Origin of the sequence: Streptomyces sp. NPDC047515, from assembly GCF_040643055.1 — a bacterium.
Classification (GTDB): Bacteria; Actinomycetota; Actinomycetes; order Streptomycetales; family Streptomycetaceae; genus Streptomyces.
The window spans coordinates 35,312-56,048 of the sequence record NZ_JBEYTM010000014.1 but is presented as its reverse complement, the minus strand read 5'-3'; the positions used below and the strand labels follow the sequence as shown (position 1 = coordinate 56,048).

The following is a 20,737-nucleotide window of genomic DNA, read 5'->3' as shown; positions in this document are numbered from 1 at the left end:
TGCGGCACATGCCCCTGACCGCTGCCGTACCCGCCCGAGTGCTCACCGTCGCCGGATCCGACTCCGGCGGCGGTGCGGGCATTCAGGCCGATCTGAAGACGATGCTGGCGCTCGGTGTGCACGGCATGAGCGTGCTGACCGCCGTCACGGCCCAGAACTCGCTGGGGGTGCAGGGCGCCTGGGAGTTGCCCGTCGAGGCCGTGCGCGCCCAGTACCGCAGTGTGGTGGACGACATCGGTGTGCGGGCGGTGAAGACCGGCATGCTGTCGTCGGCCGCGCTGGTGGAGACCGTGGCCGAACTCCTCGCGGACACCGACGCCCCGGTCGTCGTGGACCCGGTCGGGGTCTCCAAGCACGGGGACCCGCTGCTGGCCGCGGAGGCGCTCGATTCCGTCCGGACGAAACTCCTGCCGGTCGCCACGGTCGCCACCCCGAACCTGGACGAAGTGGCGCAGCTCACCGGCGTGCACGTCACGGACGAGACCGGAATGCGACAGGCCGCCACCGAGGTGCTCGGGTTCGGGCCGCGCTGGGTCGTCATCAAGGGCGGGCACCTGTCCGGCGAACCCGTGGATCTGCTGACGGACGGCGCGCAGGAGCACTGGCTGCGCGCGCCGAGGCACGACAACCGGCACACCCACGGCACCGGCTGCACCCTCGCCTCCGCCATCGCCTGTGGACTGGCCCTGGGGCAGGACGTACCGGCAGCCGTGCGGGGCGCGAAGGCCTACGTCACCGGGGCGATCGCGGCAGGCTTCCCGCTGGGCGCCGGGATCGGCCCCGTCGACCACGCCTGGCGGACGCGCACCGTGTGAGCACACCCCGGAGCACAGCAAAAAGCCGGTCCACCGAGGCGGACCGGCTTTTTGGGCAACCGGAAGGCTGCGCTACGACGGGAACGTCAGCGCGCGACCTTGCCGGCCTTGATGCACGAGGTGCAGACGTTGAGCCGCTTCGGCGTCCGACCGACCACGGCACGCACGCGCTGGATGTTGGGATTCCAGCGACGGGACGTACGGCGGTGCGAGTGCGAAATGTTGTTGCCGAAGCCCGGCCCCTTGCCGCAGACGTCGCAGTTGGCAGCCACGGGTCACTCCAAAGACTTCAGGTGCACTTACAGTGAATTCCGGCGCGCCGGATTCATTTGACTGAAGTGGCGGTACCGGAGGAATGGCCCGACTCTCGTCGGGCAACCGAAGCAGCATACAACGGCCGCGTCGGTAGAACGAAACTACCATGGGTTCCGCCGCCCCCCCGCCCGCCCCTGTCCCCGCCGGACCCGGCGCACGGGGACTACTCTGCGGTGCAGCCGGCCACGTACGGCCGATTCCGAGGAGGACCGACAGGTGCCGCAGACCGCCGACGACATGGACGCCGTCGCGGTGCGTACCTGGTGCTCACTGGCCCTGGAGGCGCTGGGCCGGGAGCGCGCTGCGATCGACGCGATCAATGTCTACCCGGTCGCGGACGGGGACACCGGCACGAACCTCTATCTGACCGTGGAGTCCGCGACCCAGGCCGTCGAAGCGGTCTTCGCCGCACACGAGACCGGTACGACGGCCCCCGTCGCCGCGGACGCGGTACGGGCCATGGCACACGGGGCGCTGATCGGCGCCCGCGGGAACTCCGGCACGATCCTGGCCCAGCTGCTGCGCGGGATGGCGGGGGTGCTGGGGGACGGGCACGACGCGGACCATCTGCGCCGGGCGCTCCCGGCCGCCGCTGCCGCCGCCCGGCAGGCCGTCGCCCACCCCGTCGAGGGCACCGTGCTGACCGTGGCCTCCGCGGCCGCGGCCGCCGCCGGGCGCACGGCGGACGACGCCGGAACCGCGGAGGTCGCGCGGGCGGCGTACGAGGGGGCGCGGGCCGCCCTGGAAGAGACTCCCGGGCAGCTCGCGGTCCTCGGGCGCGCGGGCGTCGTGGACGCCGGGGGCCGGGGCCTGGTGACGGTGCTCGGGGCGCTCGTCGAAGCGGTCTCCGGGAGGGCGCCCGAGCACATGTACACGGCCGCGCCCGCGCCCCAGGTCGCGGTGGTGGAGAGCTGCGCGGAGGGCGGACCGGCCTTCGAGGTCATCTACCTGCTGGAGGCCGCGGACGACGCGGTGGACCGGCTGCGGAACCGGCTCGACCGGCTCGGCGACTCGCTCGTGGTGGTGGGCGGCGACGGGCTGTGGAACGTCCATGTACATGTCGACGACGCGGGTGCGGCGGTGGAGGCCGGCGTCGAGGCGGGGCGGCCGTACCGGATCCGGATCACCCACTTCGGCGCGGACCGGGTGCACGCCCAGGCCGAACCCGTGCAGCGGGCGGTCGTCGTGGTGGTCCCCGGCGACGGCCTGCGCGGGCTGTGCAAGGAGGCCGGGGCGACGACGGTCCTGGCGCGCCCCGGCGAGCCGCCCGCCAGCGGCGAGCTGGTCGACGCGATCCGCCGGGCGCACGCCCGCGAGGTGGTACTGCTGCCCAACGACGCCGAGTTGCGCCACACCGCGGCCGTCGCCGCCGAACAGGCCCGCGCGGAGGGGGTCAGGGTCGCCCTGATCCCGACCCGGGCCGCCGTCCAGGGCATCGCCGCCCTCGCCGTCCACGAACCCGACCGCAGCTTCGACGAGGACGTGGTGGCGATGACCGCCGCGGCCGGCGCCACCCGCTACGCCGAACTGGCCGTCGCCGAGCGGCAGTCCTGGACCATGGCGGGCATCTGCCAGGCCGGCGACGTCCTGGGCCTGATCGACGGCGATGTCGCGGTCATCGGCGAGGACGTGCCGGAAACGGCCCGCACCGTGCTGGACCGCATGCTGGCGGCGGGCGGCGAACTGGTCACCCTGGTCCTGGGCGAGGACGTCCCCGACAGCCTGGCCGACGCGCTGGAGGAACACGTGCGCGAGGGCTATCTGGCGGTCGACACGGTGGTGTACCGGGGCGGCCACCAGTGCGCTCCCTTGCTGATCGGCGTGGAGTAGGGCCGGGGCGGGGACGTCCTCAGAGGCCGCCCGACAGGCTCTCAGCCGCCGGACGGGCCCGACCTCCTGTCCACGTACTCCAGCAGCGCCTCGGCCTCCGCGCGACGCTCCCGGCCTGTCTCGTCCGGCTCCCCGGTCCCGTAGATCTCAAGGACCCTTCGGGCCCGGGTCCGCGCGGTGTCCGGGTGGCCCAGGTCGGCCTCCAGCCAGGCGGCCGTCAGCTCGGTGGCGGTGCGCAGTCCGAGGAACTCGGGGCCGGCCTCCGTGAAGCGGTCGACCGCCCGGCGCACATGGCCGAGAGCCTCCTCGAACTCCGGTGCCTCGCCCGGTTCGCCCTGGCAGAGGTGCGCGATCAGCTCACCGGTCTGGCTGTGGGTCTTTGCGAGCTCCGCCAGCAGCCGAGGCGCCTCCTGGACCGGTCCGGAGGCCAGGGCCGCCTCGCACTCCCGCTGGGCCGCCGCCATGAACTCCCGTGCCGCGTCCGGGCCCGACTGCCCCTCCCGGATCGCGATCCAGGACCGCACCCGCAACGTCCGCACCAGCGCGGGGACGTCACCCAGCTCGCGCCACAGCTCCCCGGCCCGCGCGTAGGCCCGCTCCGCCTGGGAGTCGAGATCGGCCTGGTAGAGCGCCTGCGCGGCGAGACCGGCGAGCATCGCGTGGTCGTGCTGCCCGGGCCAGTGGCGGGCGATGTCGGCCGCCTTCAGCCAGTGCCCGGCCGCCTCCCGCGGCTCGCGCAGTTCGGTGAGGGAGTCACCGAGCCACCACAGCGTCTGCACCACCATGCCGTCCCCGTGCTCCTCGACCGTGATGTCCGCAAGCACGGCCTCCAGCACCGCGGCCGCCTCCGCCGCCCGGCCCAGCCGCAGCAGCCAGCCGCCGAGCCGATGGCGGGCATGGACCCCGAGCGTCGCGCTCTCGCCCGCCTCGTCCGCCCAGTGCGCGGCGTCCAGCGCGTGTTCGGTCGCCTCCTCGAACTGCCCGGCGGCGCCGAGGACTTCGGCGAGCCCGAGGTGCAGCTGGGCCCGTCCCGGAGCCGGGACGAACGGCGCTCCGTGCTCCAGCGCGGCGCGTGCGGCCCGTTCGGCCCGCCCGTATTCGTCGAGCCGGGCGGCGAGCGCGGCCGTCTTGGCCTCGTACTCGACCGCGTGCCACGGCAGCCCGGCGTCATGGGTCTCGGCGGCGGCCCGCTCGTACAGCTCCAGGGCGCCCCGCGGATCGCCCCGGTACCTCGCGACATCGCCGAGGAGATCCAGTGCCTGCGTGAACCGGGTGACGACCGAACCCTCCGCGCGCAGCGGTTCGGTGAACGCGAGCAGTTCCCGCGCGCCCTGTTCCAGACCGGCGACGGCCGCCTCGGCGGACTCCTCGTCCGGAGCCTCCCGCACCAGCCGGCCGAGAACATGGGCCCGGCACATCAGCACGGCGCTCGTCTGCCGGGCGGTGGCCTCGCCCCCGGAGTGCAGCGCGAGGGCCCGTTCCAGCAGCGGCGCGAGCTCGGCCAGCGCCTCCTGCGCGCCCCCGGGCTCCAGCGAGCGGGCGTACGCGGCCCTGGCCGCCGCGGCCGTGGCCTCGCCCGGGTCGCCCGCGGCCTCGTACAGTCCCGCGGCGGTCCGGAAGGCCACCACCGCCTCGGCGGGCCGCAGGGAGCCGTCCATCGCCCGGTGGTCCTCGACGCACGCGCGGTCGTGGTCCGACAGCCCGGTCGCCGCCTCCTCCGACTCGGCGGCACGGCGGGCGACGGCTCCCCAGGCGGATTCCGCGTCCGGGTGCTGGGCGTCCGAGAGGCGATGCGCCTCGGCGAGCAGACCCGCCAGGTCGAGCGGTGCATCCGCCGCCGTGCCGGGGGCCACCGCCGTGCCCGGGGCCGTGACCGTGCCCGGGGCCGCCTCCGGTTTCTCGGCCGCGGAGCTGAGGCGTGCGGCCCGTACGCCGAGCGGCAGCCGGTCCAGCAGTGGCTGCCGGTCAAGACGCTCCCGCACCAGACCACTGATGTACGCGTTGCCGTTGCGCTCGTCGAAACGGGCGGCCAGCGCGAGCGCCCGCTCCCGGGCGTGCGCGGCCAGCGAGCGCGCCGTCCAGTCGGTCCCCGCGGGCCCCGGTACGGCCTGCTCCCCGTGGCCGAGGGCGGTCAGCCGGTCCATCAGCAGGGCGGTGACGGCCAGGAAGTCCATCAGGCTGCCGGGGTTCCCGCTGTCGGTGAAGTACGCGGGCCGTTCGGCGATGATCTCAAGGGCGCGGGCCTCGTTGCCGGTCAGGGCGCAGAACTCGATGTGCAGGGCCGCGGAGTCCCGCATGCTCTCCATCGGCCGGACCATCCGGTACCCCCGCAGATGGTGGGCGCGCGCCTGCTCCGCGCGCCCCGTCCGCAGCAGCGGGAGCAGCGAGGCCGCCAGCACCGCGTGCGGCTCATGGGCGCAGGTGTGCTCACCGCCCAGCACCGGCGCCCAGGTCTCCAGGGCCTCGGCGTCCAGGCCCCGCTGCACTTGCCAGCCACCCTGTTCGTGCAGCTCACAGGCATGGCAGTTGGCCATGCGGTCCCGGTCGGCGGCCTGCCAGGCGGTAAAGGCCCGCTCGGCCCGCGCCAGATCGCCCAGGTGCCGGGCGATCTCCAGCTCACCCTGGCGCACGGCACGCTCGGAGTGACCGGCCAGCCGGTAGCGGTGCTCCATCTCGCCCTGCCACTTCTCGATGGCGGCGAGCGGGATGTGCGGCTGGTCGACCATGGAGCTGGGACCCACTTGAACATCCAGAACAGCTGGTGGGTCATGAACTCGCTGAAGACTCCCGGCTGTTCGTCCCACATGCGCAGCAGCCGCGCGAAGGGCACGAACATCTTGTCCTTCTCGGAGCTGTAGTTGTAGACCTGCAGCTGATGGGTGAGCGCCTCGACGAGGAGGGCGGCGTCCCCGGTCTGCTCGGCCTCGGCGAGCAGCCGTTCCGCGCGGGCGTTGCGCGCGAGGCCCTCCGGCTCCGCGTCGTTCTCCCGCAGGGCCTGGCGGATCGTGGTGCTGTCGAGGCTCATCGGCCGTCCTCCTGGGGGTCCGAGGGGGAGTGTCCCGGTGCCGCGGGATGGGTGGCCCACTCCAGCAGGCCGGCGAACGTCCGGTTCAGCAGCGCCGAATCGGCGGGCCGCAGCGGGCGGTGCGCCATCAGCAGCGCCTGCCCGTACAACGCTTCCGTCGCGGTCGCGGCCGGCTCCGGACTGTCCAGCGATCCGATCCGCCGGATCAGTGGATTGAGGTGGTTCAGTACGAGCCGGGCGCGCGGCGCACTGCCGCGCAGCGAGCCGAGAATGCCCGCCCACAGGCCGTCCGCCTGCCCCTCCGCCTCGGCACGGGCCTGCTCGTGGCGGGCCGCCCGGTCGTCGAGGTGCAGCGCGGGCACGGTCAGCGGATGGAAGGCGCGCAGCGCCACGTCGCAGTCCAGCGGGTCCAGTCTGGCGCGGGCCGCGGCCAGGAAGCCGCCGAGCGCCAGCTCCTGCGCCGGATCGACGGAGTCCAGATGAGCGGTGACGGTATCGGCGTCCAGCTCCGCGACCGTGGTCCCGGGCCGGACCGAAGGCAGCCGTTCGACCAGCTCCGTGTCGTACGTGTAGCCGCCGTTGACCACCCCGATGCCCTGTGCCGAGGCGATCGGCGCGACCTGCTGGTACTCCTCCACGGTCCGCGTGAAGTGCACCACCGGATGGCGCCGGGCGAACTCCTCCAGCGACAGCCGCCCGTCCGTCGTCTCGAACGGCAGCCAGGGCAGCATCGCGCCGTCGTGCCGGGCGAGCGACTTCACCCCGAGGTGGTGCACGGAGAGGAACTCCGCGAGCCGCTCCGGATCACCCGCGGCGAGCCCGGTGAGCCAGTCCCTGATCCGCTCGCCGAGCGCGTCCCGCACGGCGGCCAGGGTCTCGTCCGCGTACAGCGCCTCGCGCGAGGCGGTGGGCCGCAGGCTGTCGGTGTCGATGACGCAGCGCACGAAGAACGCCCAGTCGGGCAGCAGTTCGTCGGCCCGGTCCGTCAGCAGCATCCCCTTCAGATGCACACGGTGGCCCGCGCGCTGCGCCGGGCTGACGGCGGACGGCAGGACGTAGGCGACACCGCGGATCCCGGCGAGCGGCAGATCCAGGTCGATCGCGTCGAGCGGCGAGAATCCGAACTGCTCGTGGCAGTGGCGCGCGAGTGCCACCCGGCGCGCCGCCGGGGTCGGGTACGGCCGGTCCCACGCCGCCGGAAGATCGGTGACGGCCGCCTCGCCGACCCGTACGTCGTAGGGCAGGAGCGAGCCGAAGTCACGGGCGAGGGAGAGGACCCGCTCCTCGGAGAGCCAGTCCGCGCTGCCGGGGCGGGCGGTCAGATGCACGGTGGTGCCGGGCTCCGGACGGGCGCAGTCCGGCAGGGTACGCACGGTGTACGAACCGTCGTCGCGGGCGCACCACTCCACGGGCGGCGAGCCGGGTGTCCGCGCCGACCGGCTGATCACCCGGATCTCCGCCGCCACGACGAAGCAGGCCAGCAGCCCGATGCCGAACTGGCCGAGGAACTCGGCACGCGCCGACGCCAGACCCTCGGCCCCGTCGCGTTTGGAACTGCGGCCGATCGTCGCGAGCAGGCTGTGCACATCGGTCTCGGTCAGACCGATCCCGCTGTCCTCGACCCGCAGCCGCCCGCCGTCCGCGTACAACCGCACCAGGGCCGGCGCGTCCGGCTGCTCGGCGCGGCGGGCCGTGATGGCGTCCACGGCGTTCTGCAGCAGCTCACGCAGGTAGACCCGAGGGGAGGAGTAGAGATGGTGGGAGAGGAGATCGACCAGTCCGCGCAGATCCACCTGGAAGGTGTGCGGCGACCGATCGGCGAAGGACTCGGAAGGTTCGGGGGACGCGGAATTCGCTGAGGTCTCAGATGTCATCGTCGCAGCGCCGGTGGGGGGACTTGCGACAGCGCGGGTCGGGCGATCCCGTGAACGGTGATCGCGAGCCGGAAGCGTGGGAGCCGATCCTAGGGGTGCGGCGACGATTCCGACCAGCGGATTCCGGTGTTCCGGGCGGTGCCCGCCGGACATCTGTCAGTGGTGTGGTGTGCAATGGATGGCGTGTCTGCGTTCGATGAACCCCTCAAGAAGCTGCTCGGCGGAGCCACCGCGAAGGTGATGGCCGAACATCTCGACCTGCACACGGTCGGTGATCTGCTGCACCACTACCCGCGGCGGTACGAGGAGCGCGGCCGGCTCACCGCCCTGGCCGACCTCCCGCTGGACGAGCACGTGACGGTGGTCGCCCAGGTCGCCGACGCCCGCATCCTGATGTTCAACAACGGCCGCGGCAAGCGCCTCGAAGTGACCCTCACCGACGGCAACGGCCGCCTTCAGCTGGTCTTCTTCGGCCACGGGGTCCACAAGCCGCACAAGGAGCTGCTGCCGGGGCGGCGTGCGATGTTCGCGGGCAAGGTCTCCGTCTTCAACCGGAAGATGCAGCTGGCCCACCCCACGTACCAGCTGCTCGACGTCGAGTCCATCGACGGGGCCGAGGCCACGGAGGCGGTGGACGCCTTCGCCGGGCGGCTGCTGCCGATCTACCCGGCCTGCAAACAGCTGGACTCGTGGCGGATCGCCAAGGCCGTCGACACCGTGCTGCCCAGCGCCGCGGAGGCCGTCGACCCGCTGCCGCCGGGTCTGCGCGAGGGCCGCGGATTCACCTCGCTCCCGGAAGCGCTGCTGAAGGTCCACCGTCCGCAGACCAAGGCGGACATCGCGCAGGCCAGGGACCGGCTGAAGTGGGACGAGGCGTTCGTCCTCCAGGTCGCGCTGGCCCGCCGCAGATACGCGGACACCCAGCTCCCGGCGGTGGCGCGCAGACCGCGGCCCGGCGGACTGCTCGACGCCTTCGACGCCAAGCTGCCCTTCACCCTCACCGAAGGACAGCGGAAGGTCTCCGGGGAGATCTTCGACGACCTGGCGACCGAGCACCCGATGCACCGGCTCCTCCAGGGCGAGGTCGGTTCCGGGAAGACGATGGTCGCCCTGCGCGCCATGCTCGGCGTCGTCGACGCGGGCGGACAGGCCGCCATGCTCGCGCCCACCGAGGTGCTCGCCCAGCAGCACCACCGGTCCATCACCGAGATGATGGGCGAGCTGGCCGAGGGGGGGATGCTGGGCGGCTCCGAGCAGGGGACGAAGGTGGTACTGCTCACCGGCTCCATGGGGGTCGCGGCCCGCCGCCAGGCGCTGCTCGACCTCGTCACCGGCGAGGCCGGGATCGTGATCGGCACACACGCGCTGATCGAGGACAAGGTGCAGTTCCACGACCTGGGCCTGGTCGTCGTCGACGAACAGCACCGCTTCGGTGTGGAGCAGCGCGATGCGCTGCGCTCGAAGGGGAAGCAGCCGCCGCACCTGCTCGTCATGACCGCCACCCCCATTCCCCGTACGGTCGCCATGACCGTCTTCGGCGACCTGGAGACGTCCGTACTGGACCAGCTCCCGGCCGGCCGCTCGCCGATCGCCAGCCATGTCGTCCCCGCCAAGGACAAGCCGCACTTCCTCAGCCGCGCCTGGGAACGGGTCCGAGAGGAGGTGGAGAGCGGGCACCAGGCCTATGTGGTCTGCCCCCGCATCGGCGACGACGCCGAGGACGAGGCGGCCGGCGGCAAGGGGAAGAAGAAGGTGCCCGAGGACGACGGCGAGAAGCGCCCGCCGCTCGCCGTCCTGGAGATCGCCGAACAGCTCGCCAAGGGCCCCCTGGCCGGTCTGCGCATCGAGGTGCTGCACGGCAGGATGAATCCCGACGACAAGGACGAGGTGATGCGCCGCTTCGCCGCGGGCCAGGTCGACGTCCTCGTCGCCACCACCGTCATCGAGGTCGGGGTCAACGTCCCCAATGCCACCGCCATGGTGATCATGGACGCCGACCGGTTCGGGGTCTCCCAGCTGCACCAGCTGCGCGGCCGGGTCGGCCGCGGCTCGGCCCCCGGGCTCTGTCTGCTGGTCAGCGAGGCCCATGAGGCCAGTCCCGCCCGTGCCCGGCTCTCCGCCGTCGCCGCCACGCTCGACGGCTTCGAGCTGTCCCGGATCGACCTCGAACAGCGGCGCGAGGGCGATGTCCTGGGCCAGGCTCAGTCCGGCGTCCGCTCCTCGCTGCGGATGCTCACCGTCATCGACGACGAGGAGGTCATCGCCGCCGCCCGGGAGGAGGCCGCGGCGATCGTCGCGGCCGACCCGGAGCTGGAGCGTTTGCCTGAGCTGCGGATCGCGCTGGACGCGCTGCTCGACAAGGAGCGCGAGCAGTACCTCGACAAGGGCTGACGGGTCCGGCAGGGGGCGACGGGTGCGCGGGCCCGATCCGCCGCGACGCCATATCGTGGGTGGCACGGCGCCGCAGCACCCTGTGGGCCACCCACGAACCGAGGACCAGACACCCATGACCCGCGTGATCGCCGGCTCGGCCGGCGGACGCCGCCTGGCCGTCCCGCCCGGCACCGGCACCCGCCCCACCTCCGACCGTGCGCGCGAGGGACTCTTCTCCACCTGGGAGGCGTTCCTGGGCAGCCTCCACGGCACCAGGGTCGCGGATCTGTACGCGGGCTCCGGCGCCGTCGGCCTGGAGGCGCTCTCCCGCGGCGCGGTCCACGCCCTGCTCGTCGAGGCCGACTCCAAGGCCGTCCGCACCGTCCGGGAAAACGTCCGCACGCTCGGCCTGCCCGGCGCCGAGGTCCGTACCGGCAAGGCGGAACAGATCGTGACCGGCCCGGCGCCCGCGGAGCCGTACGACGTGGTGTTCCTGGACCCGCCGTACGCCGTGACCGACGGCGATCTTGGGGAGATACTGCTCACACTCCGTGCTCAGGGGTGGCTCACGGCCGACGCGCTCGTCACCGTGGAACGCAGCACCAGGGGCGGAGAATTCAACTGGCCCAAGGGATTCGAGCCACTGCGGGCCCGTCGCTACGGCGAGGGAACGCTTTGGTACGGTCGCGCCGCCTCTACGTGCGAAGACGCACGATGACCGGACCGGAGAGCGAGGGAACCAAGTTGCGCCGCGCCGTCTGTCCGGGGTCATTCGACCCCATCACCAATGGACACCTCGACATCATTGGCCGTGCCTCGAAGCTGTACGACGTCGTACACGTCGCGGTGATGATCAACCAGTCCAAGAAGGGTCTGTTCACGGTCGACGAGCGGATCGACCTGATCCGTCAGGTGACCGCGGACTTCGGCAACGTCCAGGTCGAGTCCTTCCACGGCCTCCTGGTCGACTTCTGCAAGCAGCGCGACATCCCGGCGATCGTGAAGGGACTGCGGGCCGTCAGCGACTTCGACTACGAGCTGCAGATGGCCCAGATGAACAACGGTCTCTCCGGCGTCGAAACGCTCTTCGTGCCGACCAATCCCACCTACAGCTTCCTGTCGTCCTCCCTGGTCAAGGAGGTTGCCACCTGGGGCGGAGACGTCTCCCACCTCCTTCCTCCCGTGGTCCACCAGGCCCTCACCGAGCGTCTCGCCGAGCGCTGAATCACTGACTGCCCGTCACCAGGTGTCGGGCGGGCGCCGACTGGCCGTACAGTCGTCCCGTCCGTCTCCAATCGGCTGTAGAGAGTGGCGAGCACACGGTGGACGTGCAGAAGAAGCTCGACGAGATCGTCGAGACGGTCGGCAGCGCCCGGTCCATGCCCATGTCGGCTTCGTGCGTGGTCAACCGCGCAGAGCTGCTCGCGATGCTCGAAGAGGTGCGCGACGCCCTGCCCGGCTCGCTCGCCCATGCCCAGGAGCTCATCGGCGGGCGCGAGCAGCTGGCCGAACAGGCCCGTCGCGAGGCCGAACGGATCATCGAGGCGGCACACGCCGAACGGACGTCGCTGATCTCCGGGACCGAGATCGCCATGCAGTCCCGCAGCGAGGCCGACCGGATTCTCGAAGAGGCCCGCCGGGAGGCCGGGGAGGTCCGCGCCGAGGCCGACGAGTACGTCGACAGCAAGCTCGCCAACTTCGAGGTCGTCCTCACCAAGACCATCGGCTCCGTCGACCGGGGCCGCGAGAAGCTCCTCGGCCGCGGCCAGGCCTTCGACGAGCAGGGGTACGAGGACGCGGACTTCGCCGAGGCCCCCGAGCGCAGCACCGACCCGGCCACGCTCCAGCGCCGTGCCGACGAGTACGTGGACACCAAGCTCGGTGCCTTCGAGGCCGTGCTCGCCAAGACCCTGGAGGCGGTCGGCCGCGGCCGGCAGAAGCTGCACGGCCGGGTGGCCACCGACGAACTCGGCGCGCACATGGCCGCCCAGGACGCGGCGGGCAACCAGGCGCACATGAGCGACGAGGACCACTGGGCCGGCCTCGCCGAGCTCGCCACCCCGGAGCCGCAGCCCGCGCACCAGCAGGTCCAGCCGCACTTCCCGGCCCAGGCCCAGCCGAGCTACGCGGAGGCGTACGGGTATCAGGAGCAGCCGCAGCAGGACGTCTACGGATACCAGCAGCAGCCGGATCCGTACGCCGCCTATCAGCAGCAGGGCTACGACCAGAGCCAGGCCCAGCCGCCGGCCCAGGGCTACGACGGCTGGCAGCAGCAGCCCATGCACCCCCAGCAGACCCTTCAGCCGCAGGGTGAGGGCGCCCTCGACGAGACCAGCCTGTTCGACACCAGCATGATCGACCTGGACCAGCTCCGCCGGTACGAACAGGAGCGCTGACCGGCCCCCACGGAAGTCCGGCCCTCACGGAAGTCCGGCCCCCACGGGGGTCCAGCGGCCACGGCGGTCCGGGCCGTGCGGGGCCCGGCGGACCGGATTGGGAGCTGAGCGGCGCGTCCAGTATCCTGGCTCTTCGGTCGCGCGTATGACCGCGATCTCTGCTGCCCGATTCGAATGCGAATCCGGTCAGCCTTCCCCACGTTGCGTGACGCACATGATTTCGAAAGCAGGAAAAGCCCTGAACGGCCACCTCGACCACCGAAACCCCCTCGTGTTCGACACGCACGAGCTGGGTCGGCGTCCCGGTGCCCTCCAGCGGCTGACCCGCACCGTGGACGCACCCGGTTCACCAACCCTCGGTATCGACGGGGTCATCGGTGTGCCGGAAGGTGCGCCCGTGGAGCTGGACCTCCGCCTCGAATCCGTCATGGAAGGGGTGCTCGTCACAGGCACCGCCCGTGCGTCGGCCGAGGGGGAGTGCGTAAGGTGTCTGGAGCCGCTGCACCAAGAGGTCGTGGCGGACTTCCAGGAGATGTTCTCGTACCCTGACGCCGATGACCGGGGCCGCAGCAGCAAGGCGGAACCGGCCGACGACGCCGAGGACGACGAGGACAGGCTCTTCATCGAGGACGGCCTGTTCGACCTCGAACCGGTGCTGCGCGATGCGGTGGTGCTCGCACTGCCGATGCAGCCGGTGTGCCGGGAGTCCTGTGCCGGTCTGTGTTCCGAATGCGGAATCAGGCTGGACGAGAACCCCGGTCACCACCACGATGCCGTCGACATCCGTTGGGCGGCACTGCAAGGACTCGCCGACACCGTTCAGGACGGCGAGAAGGACAACATGGGCGGCGCCGAAGCGGGCGTCGACGAGAAGCAGGAGAAGTAGCCGTGGCTGTTCCGAAGCGGAAGATGTCGCGCAGCAACACGCGCCACCGCCGGTCGCAGTGGAAGGCTGCGGTCCCCACCCTGGTTTCGTGCGAGCGTTGCCAGGAGCCGAAGCTGCAGCACATCGCGTGCCCCAGCTGCGGCACGTACAACAAGCGCCAGGTCCTCGAGGTCTGAGCGGCTGGTGAGAGGCCCGATGTCTGAGTTGTCCAACGCCAAGAAGCAGGCAGACAACGTCAACACAGCCTCGTCCCACACGCTTCTGGAAGGGCGGCTCGGGTATCACCTCGAGTCCGCCCTTCTGGTGCGTGCGCTGACCCATCGCTCGTACGCGTACGAGAACGGCGGTCTGCCCACCAACGAGCGGCTCGAATTCCTCGGGGATTCGGTGCTCGGCCTGGTGGTCACGGACACGCTGTACCGCACCCACCCCGACCTGCCCGAAGGCCAGCTGGCCAAACTGCGGGCCGCGGTGGTCAACTCGCGTGCGCTGGCGGAAGTGGGCCGCGGCCTCGAACTCGGCTCCTTCATCCGGCTCGGCCGCGGTGAAGAGGGCACGGGCGGCAGGGACAAGGCGTCCATCCTCGCCGACACCCTCGAAGCGGTGATCGGCGCGGTCTATCTCGACCAGGGCCTCAGCGCGGCCTCGGAGCTGGTTCACCGGCTCTTCGACCCGCTGATCGACAGGTCCTCCAACCTCGGCGCCGGCCTGGACTGGAAGACCAGCCTCCAGGAACTCACCGCGAGCGAGAGCCTCGGCGTCCCCGAGTACCTCGTCACGGAGACCGGCCCGGACCACGAGAAGACCTTTACTGCTGCTGCTCGCGTCGGTGGTGTCTCGTACGGCACCGGCACCGGCCGTAGCAAGAAGGAAGCGGAGCAGCAGGCGGCGGAGTCCGCCTGGCGTGAGATCAGCGCCGCCGCGGAAGCGCGGGAGGCAGTGGCCAAGGCCGCTGCCGGCGGAGGGGCCGCCGACACCCCTGCCGACCCGTCGCCGTCCACGGACGTCGCTCCGGCCTGACCCGAGAACCCCTCGGTGCCTTGCGCACCGAGGGGTTTTTCCTGCCCGGATATGCTTTTCATCTCCCCGTTCACTTCTCGCACTTCTCCAGGAGCGACACCGTGCCCGAGCTGCCCGAGGTCGAGGTCGTACGACGGGGTCTCGCACGCTGGGTCACCGGCCGTACGGTCGGCGAGGTCGAGGTGCTGCACCCGCGTGCGGTCCGCCGCCATCCGGCGGGCGGCGTGGACTTCGCGGCCCGGCTCGGCGGCGCCCGCTTCGGAGCGGCCATGCGCCGCGGCAAGTACCTCTGGGTACCGCTGAACGACGCGTCCAGCTCGCTGCTCGGCCATCTCGGCATGAGCGGACAACTGCTCGTGCAGCCGCAGGACGCCCCCGACGAGAAGCACCTGCGCATCCGGATCCGCTTCGACGACGACCTCGGCACCGAGCTGCGCTTCGTCGACCAGCGGACGTTCGGCGGGCTCTCGCTCCACGAGAACACTCCCGACGGGCTGCCCGACACCATCGCGCACATCGCCCGCGATCCCCTGGACCCGGCCTTCGACGACGCGGCGTTCCAGACGGCCCTGCGGCTGCGCCGGACGACGATCAAACGCGCTCTGCTCGACCAGTCGCTGATCAGCGGAGTCGGCAACATCTACGCGGACGAGGCGCTGTGGCGCAGCAAGCTGCACTACGACCGGCCGACCGCTACCCTCACCTGTCCCAGGTCCGCCGAGCTGCTGGGGCACGTCCGTGACGTGATGAGCGCGGCGCTCGACCAGGGCGGCACCAGCTTCGACAGCCTCTACGTCAATGTGAACGGCGAGTCGGGTTACTTCGACCGCTCGCTCGACGCGTACGGACGTGAGGGCGAGCCCTGCCACCGCTGCGGTACGCCGATGCGACGCCGGGCATGGATGAACCGCTCCAGCTACTTCTGCCCGCGCTGCCAGCGTCCGCCGCGCACGGCTTCGTAGGGCCCCGTCCGCTTCGTAGGGCCCCGTCCGCGAGTCATCGCCGGACAGCTCTCGCGGTGTCCGATGGCGCACGTCGCGGGTGCGTGCTCCCTGATCGGCGTGGGGCCGATCCATGGAAAAAGGCTGCAGGCATGCGCGGTCCCCGGTGGGTCCCATGGTGTCTACCGACCGACTGCTGGCCTTCTCGGCCATGTCGTTCCTGCTGATCGTGGTACCCGGCCCCAGCGTGCTGTTCGTGATCGGGCGGGCACTGGCGCAGGGACGCCGGGCCGCGCTGACCACGGTCGCGGGGAACACGCTCGGAGCCTACGTACTCGTCGTTGCCGTGGCGCTCGGGGTCGGGGCCGTGGTCGAGCGCTCGGTCCTCGTCTTCACGGCGCTGAAGCTCCTGGGCGCCGCGTACCTGGTGTATCTCGGTGTCAAGGCGGTGCGGCAGCGCGGGTCGTTGCATGCCGCGTTCACCGGTGACAGCCCGGCGCACAGCAGTCTGCGCACGTTGTGGGAGGGGTTCGCGGTCGGCGTGGCCAACCCCAAGACCATCGTGTTCTTCGCCGCCGTACTGCCTCAGTTCGTCGACCGTGGTCAGGGGCACGTCACAGTTCAAATGCTGCTGCTCGGTCTGGTCTTCAATGTCATCGCGGTGGCCTCCGACAGCGTCTGGGGATTGGTCGCGGCCACCACACGGAGCTGGTTCGCCCGCTCACCGCGGCGGCTCGCCCTGATCGGCGGGGTCGGTGGGTTCACGATGATCGGTCTCGGTGTGACTGTCGCCGTGACCGGCCGCAAGGACTGAGGTTCTGCCGGCCGCCGAGACGGTCGGGACGGGGGCGAGGATGACCGCGGTCCGGGCTCGTCGGATCGGTGCCGAACGGGCTGGTCGCACTTGCCCGGGAGACGCCGGGACACGAGGTGTGCGCTCTGCCGGATCCGAACGAAGGATCCGGACGTGTCTTTCACAGCGCTGACGCGCGACCGTGGGGTTCGGGATCCGGCGTTACGGGCTGACGGACGAGTGGGCGTTGATCGAGCCGTTGTCGGCGCGCCGCCCCCTCGGCCGGACTGTCACCTGGCGGCACACCGCCGGACCGGCCCGGCGGCTGCGGCTCGTACGCGCCGAGGCGCCCCGAAAAACCGGACCGCGGACAGGGGTGAATCCTTCTGGGCCCGCCGTGCCTCTCATAGGCGTGCGGACGACCGCGTCCGCCCCGCACCCCACCGGGAGGACCCCATGACCGCCGTCGTCATCGCCGCCGCGGCTGCCGCGCTGCTGCTGTGCGCGTGCACCGTCACGCTGCTGCGCCGCCGGAGGCGTCAGCGTGGCTGACCACACCTGGCCCGGCGCGACCCTGGTCGCCGCGGCGCAACGCGGCGACGTCGAGGCGCTCACCGCGCTGGTGTACGGCTCCTACCCGCACGTGCACCGGTTCGCGCGCACGTTGTGCGCCACACCCCAGGACGCCGAGGACGCCGCCCAGGAAGCGCTGATCATCCTCTATCGCAAGATCGGCATGCTGCGCGCCTCCGGGGCGCTGGCGTCGTGGATGTTCAGGATCGTCCGCAACGAGTGCCTGCGCCGTACCCGCACCCTGCTCCACCACGAACCGGCCGTCGAGCCCGGCCGGCTCGGCACGGCCGGCCGGTTCGACGCGTTCGGCGGCACCGCGCGGTCCGCCGAGGAGGACGTCCTGCTGCGCCTGGAAGCCGAACGTGTCGCGGCCGCCGTTGCCGCCCTGCCCGACGACCAGCGGCAGGTGCTGGTCATGCGGGACATCCAAAGCCTGCCCGGCCGCACCGTCGCCGACCGGCTCGGGCTGAGCACCGCCGCGATGAAGTCCCGCCTGCACCGGGCCCGTTCGGCGGCCCGAGAGGCGCTGCGCGACGAACCGCCCGGAACGAGGGGAACCGACGATGACATCTGACCCGACCACGGCGACACGCACCGCCATGCCCGGTTCCACACCCGGCGCCGCCGGAGCACCCGACGCGTCGGCGCGCGGCGGCTTCGCCGACGACACCGTCCCGCGCCATCTGGCCCGCGGAGCCGTCGGGTTCGGCGCGCTCGCCGGATCCCTGGCCCTGCTGTCGGTCGTCGGCCCGGCGAGCCTGCTGCTCGCCCCGGTCGGCCTGGTCACGCCGCGCGGCTGCCCGATGTGCTGGGTGATCGGCCTCGTGGAGACCGTCTCGGCCGGGCGGCTGCGTCGGTCCTGTGCGGACGGGAGGTGCGAACTGACCCGCGCCAGGCCCTGAGGTCTTTCGTTTGCACCGGGACGCACGAGCCCGGCATGGTCCGAACGACAGCCCTCAGCCCTGGCCCCGGCCCTCCGGGCCCGGGTGGGCCTCGTCGTAGCGGTCGCGGGCCCGCAGCACCTCGGGCATCCGGCCCTCGACGAGTTGGATCAGCCCGAGCAGCCGCTCGGCGACCTGCCGGCCCAGGGGCGTCAGCTCGTAGTCGACGCGCGGGGGATTGGTCGGCTGGGCCTCGCGGTGCACCAGACCGTCCCGCTCCAGGGCGTGGAGCGTCTGCGAGAGCATCTTCTCGCTCACCCCGTCTACCCGGCGGCGCAGTTCGTTGAAGCGGAAGCCGCCCTCGTACAGCGCTCCCAGCGTCAGGCTGCCCCAGCGACCGGTGACATGCTCCAGCGTGCCGCGCGAGGGACACTGCCGGGAGAACACATCGAAGGCGAGCGCGTCCAGACGGGAGTTCTCGTCCATACGCACGAGCTTACGCCCGCACAGCGCTCGCTATCCGGCTGCGCTTTCTGCTGGTGAGTGTGTGCTGCGGCTCAGAATACCAACTGCTCCTCTACCGGGACGCGGTGGTCGCCGGACATCTGCGGGACGATCCTGAGTGCGCACAGGTACGGCGCGCCTTCCGGGAGGCCCGTCAGAAGTTCATGGCTGCCATACGGTCTTCACTGGCTCGCCCCTGAGAGCCTTTGACCGCAAATGACGGCCCTGAGCCGGCCCAAGAGGGATCATAGGTCGCTGACCTGCACAAATCTCAGAAACCGAAGTCCTGCGTCCACCAAGGGCCGCCCGTGCCGTAGTGCACGCCGACGCCGAGCGTCTTGTAGTCGCAGTTGAGAATGTTCGCCCGGTGGCCGTCGCTGTTCATCCAGGAGTCCATCACGGCCTGTGCGTCGGCCTGGCCGCGCGCGATGTTCTCACCGCCGAGTCCCTGCACACCGGCCTTCGACGCGCGGTCCCAGGGGGTCCGGCCATCCGGGTCGGTGTGGTCGAAGAAGCCGCGGGCGGCCATGTCGTCGCTGAAGTTCTGGGCGAGCGAGGTCAGCGCGGAGCCGGCCGTCACCGGGCTGCAGCCGACCTTCGCGCGCTCCTGGTTGACCAGGGCGAGCACGGCGGCCTGGGAGGAGTCGGCCGTGGCCGACGCCGTGGACCTGCGGGCGGCCGGAGCCGAGGAGGTGGAGGTCTCCGGAGCGGCCGAGGGCGCCTCGGAAGCGGCCGGAGCGGTGCTCTTCCCGGCTTCCGCCGCGTCGGCCTTCGGCGACGAGGCCGACGGGGACGGGTTCGTCCGTTCCTTCGGCTGGGACGTCTTCGACGGGGAACCGGACGACGAGCCCGCCCGGGACCGCGCGTCCGTCGGCTCGTCGGTACCCGCTCCACCGGGGCCCGCCTCGGCCGACGCGGTGGAGCGGTCGGCGGGCACGGTGGGCGAGCCACCCTGGCCCAGCAGATCCGGAGCCCCCTCGGTACGCACCCGGTCGGCGGCCGAGCCACCGACCGAGTAGGTGTCACCGCCGGGCACCAGACCGGAGGCGACCGCCACGGCTCCCATGGCGAGGGCCGCGGAGACGCCGACCAGTCCCGTGCGAACAGGTGCTCCGGACCGCTTCCCGTGGCGCGCGCCCCGGTGCCGGCCGGTGTCCCCCGGCGCGGGGTCCTGAGCGGCAGGAGCTGCGGCGGAGCGTCGATGACGTCCCATCTGCTGAGCCCTTCTGACGGCCTGGACGCCGCTCTCGGCGTCAACACGCCTCACCCGATCGGGTGAGGCCTATTGCGACGGGACTGTACGCCATGGGCTATCGGCGCAAGGTGCTCCGAGAGCAATCGGCCGGTTAGCGTTCGGGCATGAACGAAGACGTACGGCTCACCGCCTGGGTGCGCGGCCGCGTGCAGCAGGTCGGGTTCCGCTGGTTCACCAGGGCAAACGCCCTGGAGATCGGTGGTCTCACCGGGTTCGCCCTCAATCTCGACGACGGCAGGGTGCAGATCGTCGCCGAGGGCAGGCGTGAGAATTGCCACCGCCTGCTGGAGTGGCTGCGCTCGGACGACACACCCGGGCGCGTTGACGGAGTCACTGAGATCTGGGACATGCCGCGCGGCGGTTACGAGGGCTTCGCGATCCGCTGATCCGGGCCCGAGCCGGGTCCGACGCGAGCGCCGTGTTCGGACGGTGTTCGACGGGCGGCGCGCGGTGACGGGCGGGGCGCTCATCTGCGTACACATGAAATGACCTGCGAAATGACCGGGTGGTTGCCAAGATTCGGTTGGCGTGCCAGGCTGCGGCAGTAAGGATGATCTCCACGCCCTCCAGGGCCCCGCAGGAGAGCCGCGCCGCATGATCGTGAAGCCGCGCGCCCCAGGGCTGCCCGTCTCTACAGGGTGTGATCGTGTTGACCGTCAAACTTTTTGGTGAGACGCTGAAATCCCCGCGCACCTTAGCTGTTCGGCAGAGCTGTTTGGCAGCAGAACAGCAGTGAATACAGAGCACTGCCGAGCACCGCGGGTGCGAATCCCTCACGACCCACACCGCATCGGTCGGTCACTCAGTGTGGAGGACCATCCATCATGGCAAAGGCGCTTCTCGGTTACGTCGGCGGTTCCGACCCGCGACTCCTCGCCGAGATGCGACGGCTCCAGCAGCGCGTCCAGGATCTCGAATCCGAGCTCGTACGGATTCAGGACGAGAACGACGCGCTCAATGCCGCCGCCCAGCACCAAGAGTCGCTGCTCGACAGCATCGACATCGACGTACCTCAGGCGGAGCCGGCGCTGACCTGACCGATGGCCCACAGGGCCGGTCGGGCTTCCCGCGTCAGCCGTCCGAGATCATCCCGGATCGTCGCCGGATCATTGAAGATCACTGCTCTTGATCTGTCACTTTCGTGACATGTCCTTGATCCGTCATGTGCCGCTGCACCAGTACACCGAACACGCAACACCGCAAGATTTAAAGGGGCGCTTCGGCGTCCCTTCTTTCTTTCCGCTCGGACTTTCCGC

Annotated in this window: 19 protein-coding genes and 1 pseudogene; 15 read left to right on the top strand and 5 right to left on the bottom strand. The window is 71.4% G+C overall.

Features of this window, described 5'->3' with window-relative positions; translation table 11 throughout:
• The first annotated feature begins 8 nt into the window (after nucleotides 1-8).
• Nucleotides 9-815: a bifunctional hydroxymethylpyrimidine kinase/phosphomethylpyrimidine kinase gene (thiD, locus tag ABZ826_RS14650; protein ID WP_361447045.1), complete on the top strand. Its 807-nt coding sequence runs from the start codon at nucleotides 9-11 to the stop codon at nucleotides 813-815.
• A gap of 86 nt (nucleotides 816-901) precedes the next feature.
• Here the strand turns inward: thiD and rpmB are convergent, their stop codons facing one another.
• Nucleotides 902-1,087 (bottom strand): 50S ribosomal protein L28, encoded by a 186-nt coding sequence (gene rpmB / locus ABZ826_RS14645; RefSeq protein ID WP_030928661.1) that lies wholly within the window; start codon nucleotides 1,085-1,087, stop codon nucleotides 902-904.
• Between the two features lie 259 nt (nucleotides 1,088-1,346).
• Between rpmB and ABZ826_RS14640 the strand changes: the two genes are divergently transcribed.
• Nucleotides 1,347-2,960, top strand: a complete 1,614-nt coding sequence (locus ABZ826_RS14640; RefSeq protein WP_361447043.1) for a DAK2 domain-containing protein — start codon at nucleotides 1,347-1,349, stop codon at nucleotides 2,958-2,960.
• Nucleotides 2,961-3,001: 41 nt separating this feature from the next.
• Here ABZ826_RS14640 and ABZ826_RS14635 read toward each other — a convergent pair.
• Nucleotides 3,002-5,985: pseudogene (locus ABZ826_RS14635) on the bottom strand (tetratricopeptide repeat protein).
• Complete coding sequence (locus tag ABZ826_RS14630) at nucleotides 5,982-7,859, bottom strand: HSP90 family protein (protein WP_361447041.1); 1,878 nt, start codon at nucleotides 7,857-7,859, stop codon at nucleotides 5,982-5,984. The pseudogene ABZ826_RS14635 and the gene ABZ826_RS14630 overlap by 4 nt, the downstream one beginning before the upstream one ends.
• Before the next feature lie 174 nt (nucleotides 7,860-8,033).
• Here ABZ826_RS14630 and recG point away from each other — a divergent pair, with 174 nt between their 5' ends.
• From recG to ABZ826_RS14575, 11 genes are all read left to right on the top strand, one after another.
• On the top strand, nucleotides 8,034-10,250 hold the full coding sequence (recG, locus tag ABZ826_RS14625; protein WP_361447039.1) for an ATP-dependent DNA helicase RecG: 2,217 nt from the start codon (nucleotides 8,034-8,036) through the stop codon (nucleotides 10,248-10,250).
• A 115-nt stretch (nucleotides 10,251-10,365) separates the two neighbouring features.
• Nucleotides 10,366-10,950 carry a 16S rRNA (guanine(966)-N(2))-methyltransferase RsmD gene (gene rsmD / locus ABZ826_RS14620; protein WP_361447037.1) on the top strand — a complete coding sequence of 195 codons (585 nt, stop codon included), beginning with the start codon at nucleotides 10,366-10,368 and terminating at the stop codon, nucleotides 10,948-10,950.
• 26 nt (nucleotides 10,951-10,976) lie between these two features.
• Nucleotides 10,977-11,456, top strand: a complete 480-nt coding sequence (gene coaD / locus ABZ826_RS14615; protein ID WP_361447199.1) for a pantetheine-phosphate adenylyltransferase — start codon at nucleotides 10,977-10,979, stop codon at nucleotides 11,454-11,456.
• A 98-nt stretch (nucleotides 11,457-11,554) separates the two neighbouring features.
• Nucleotides 11,555-12,628, top strand: coding sequence for a cell division initiation protein (locus ABZ826_RS14610; protein ID WP_361447035.1), 1,074 nt, complete (start codon nucleotides 11,555-11,557; stop codon nucleotides 12,626-12,628).
• A 214-nt stretch (nucleotides 12,629-12,842) separates the two neighbouring features.
• A complete protein-coding gene (locus ABZ826_RS14605; protein WP_361447033.1) occupies nucleotides 12,843-13,514 on the top strand; it encodes a YceD family protein in 672 nt (223 codons plus the stop codon).
• 2 nt (nucleotides 13,515-13,516) lie between these two features.
• A complete protein-coding gene (gene rpmF / locus ABZ826_RS14600; protein ID WP_003965982.1) occupies nucleotides 13,517-13,690 on the top strand; it encodes a 50S ribosomal protein L32 in 174 nt (57 codons plus the stop codon).
• 19 nt (nucleotides 13,691-13,709) lie between these two features.
• Nucleotides 13,710-14,534: a ribonuclease III gene (gene rnc / locus ABZ826_RS14595; protein ID WP_361447031.1), complete on the top strand. Its 825-nt coding sequence runs from the start codon at nucleotides 13,710-13,712 to the stop codon at nucleotides 14,532-14,534.
• Between the two features lie 101 nt (nucleotides 14,535-14,635).
• Nucleotides 14,636-15,496 carry a bifunctional DNA-formamidopyrimidine glycosylase/DNA-(apurinic or apyrimidinic site) lyase gene (mutM, locus tag ABZ826_RS14590; RefSeq protein WP_361447029.1) on the top strand — a complete coding sequence of 287 codons (861 nt, stop codon included), beginning with the start codon at nucleotides 14,636-14,638 and terminating at the stop codon, nucleotides 15,494-15,496.
• Between the two features lie 154 nt (nucleotides 15,497-15,650).
• Nucleotides 15,651-16,289, top strand: a complete 639-nt coding sequence (locus tag ABZ826_RS14585) for a LysE family translocator (protein ID WP_361447027.1) — start codon at nucleotides 15,651-15,653, stop codon at nucleotides 16,287-16,289.
• 523 nt (nucleotides 16,290-16,812) lie between these two features.
• Nucleotides 16,813-17,415, top strand: a complete 603-nt coding sequence (locus tag ABZ826_RS14580) for an RNA polymerase sigma factor (protein ID WP_361447025.1) — start codon at nucleotides 16,813-16,815, stop codon at nucleotides 17,413-17,415.
• Nucleotides 17,405-17,743: a hypothetical protein gene (locus ABZ826_RS14575; protein WP_361447023.1), complete on the top strand. Its 339-nt coding sequence runs from the start codon at nucleotides 17,405-17,407 to the stop codon at nucleotides 17,741-17,743. Before ABZ826_RS14580 ends, ABZ826_RS14575 begins: the two co-directional genes overlap by 11 nt.
• A 54-nt stretch (nucleotides 17,744-17,797) precedes the next feature.
• Here the strand turns inward: ABZ826_RS14575 and ABZ826_RS14570 are convergent, their stop codons facing one another.
• Both ABZ826_RS14570 and ABZ826_RS14565 read right to left on the bottom strand, forming a co-directional pair.
• Complete coding sequence (locus ABZ826_RS14570) at nucleotides 17,798-18,208, bottom strand: helix-turn-helix domain-containing protein (protein ID WP_361447021.1); 411 nt, start codon at nucleotides 18,206-18,208, stop codon at nucleotides 17,798-17,800.
• 289 nt (nucleotides 18,209-18,497) lie between these two features.
• Complete coding sequence (locus ABZ826_RS14565) at nucleotides 18,498-19,439, bottom strand: CAP domain-containing protein (RefSeq protein ID WP_361447019.1); 942 nt, start codon at nucleotides 19,437-19,439, stop codon at nucleotides 18,498-18,500.
• 146 nt (nucleotides 19,440-19,585) lie between these two features.
• Between ABZ826_RS14565 and ABZ826_RS14560 the strand changes: the two genes are divergently transcribed.
• Nucleotides 19,586-19,867: an acylphosphatase gene (locus tag ABZ826_RS14560; protein WP_361447017.1), complete on the top strand. Its 282-nt coding sequence runs from the start codon at nucleotides 19,586-19,588 to the stop codon at nucleotides 19,865-19,867.
• A 438-nt stretch (nucleotides 19,868-20,305) separates the two neighbouring features.
• Complete coding sequence (locus ABZ826_RS14555) at nucleotides 20,306-20,518, top strand: hypothetical protein (protein WP_018551753.1); 213 nt, start codon at nucleotides 20,306-20,308, stop codon at nucleotides 20,516-20,518.
• Nucleotides 20,519-20,737: the final 219 nt, after the last annotated feature.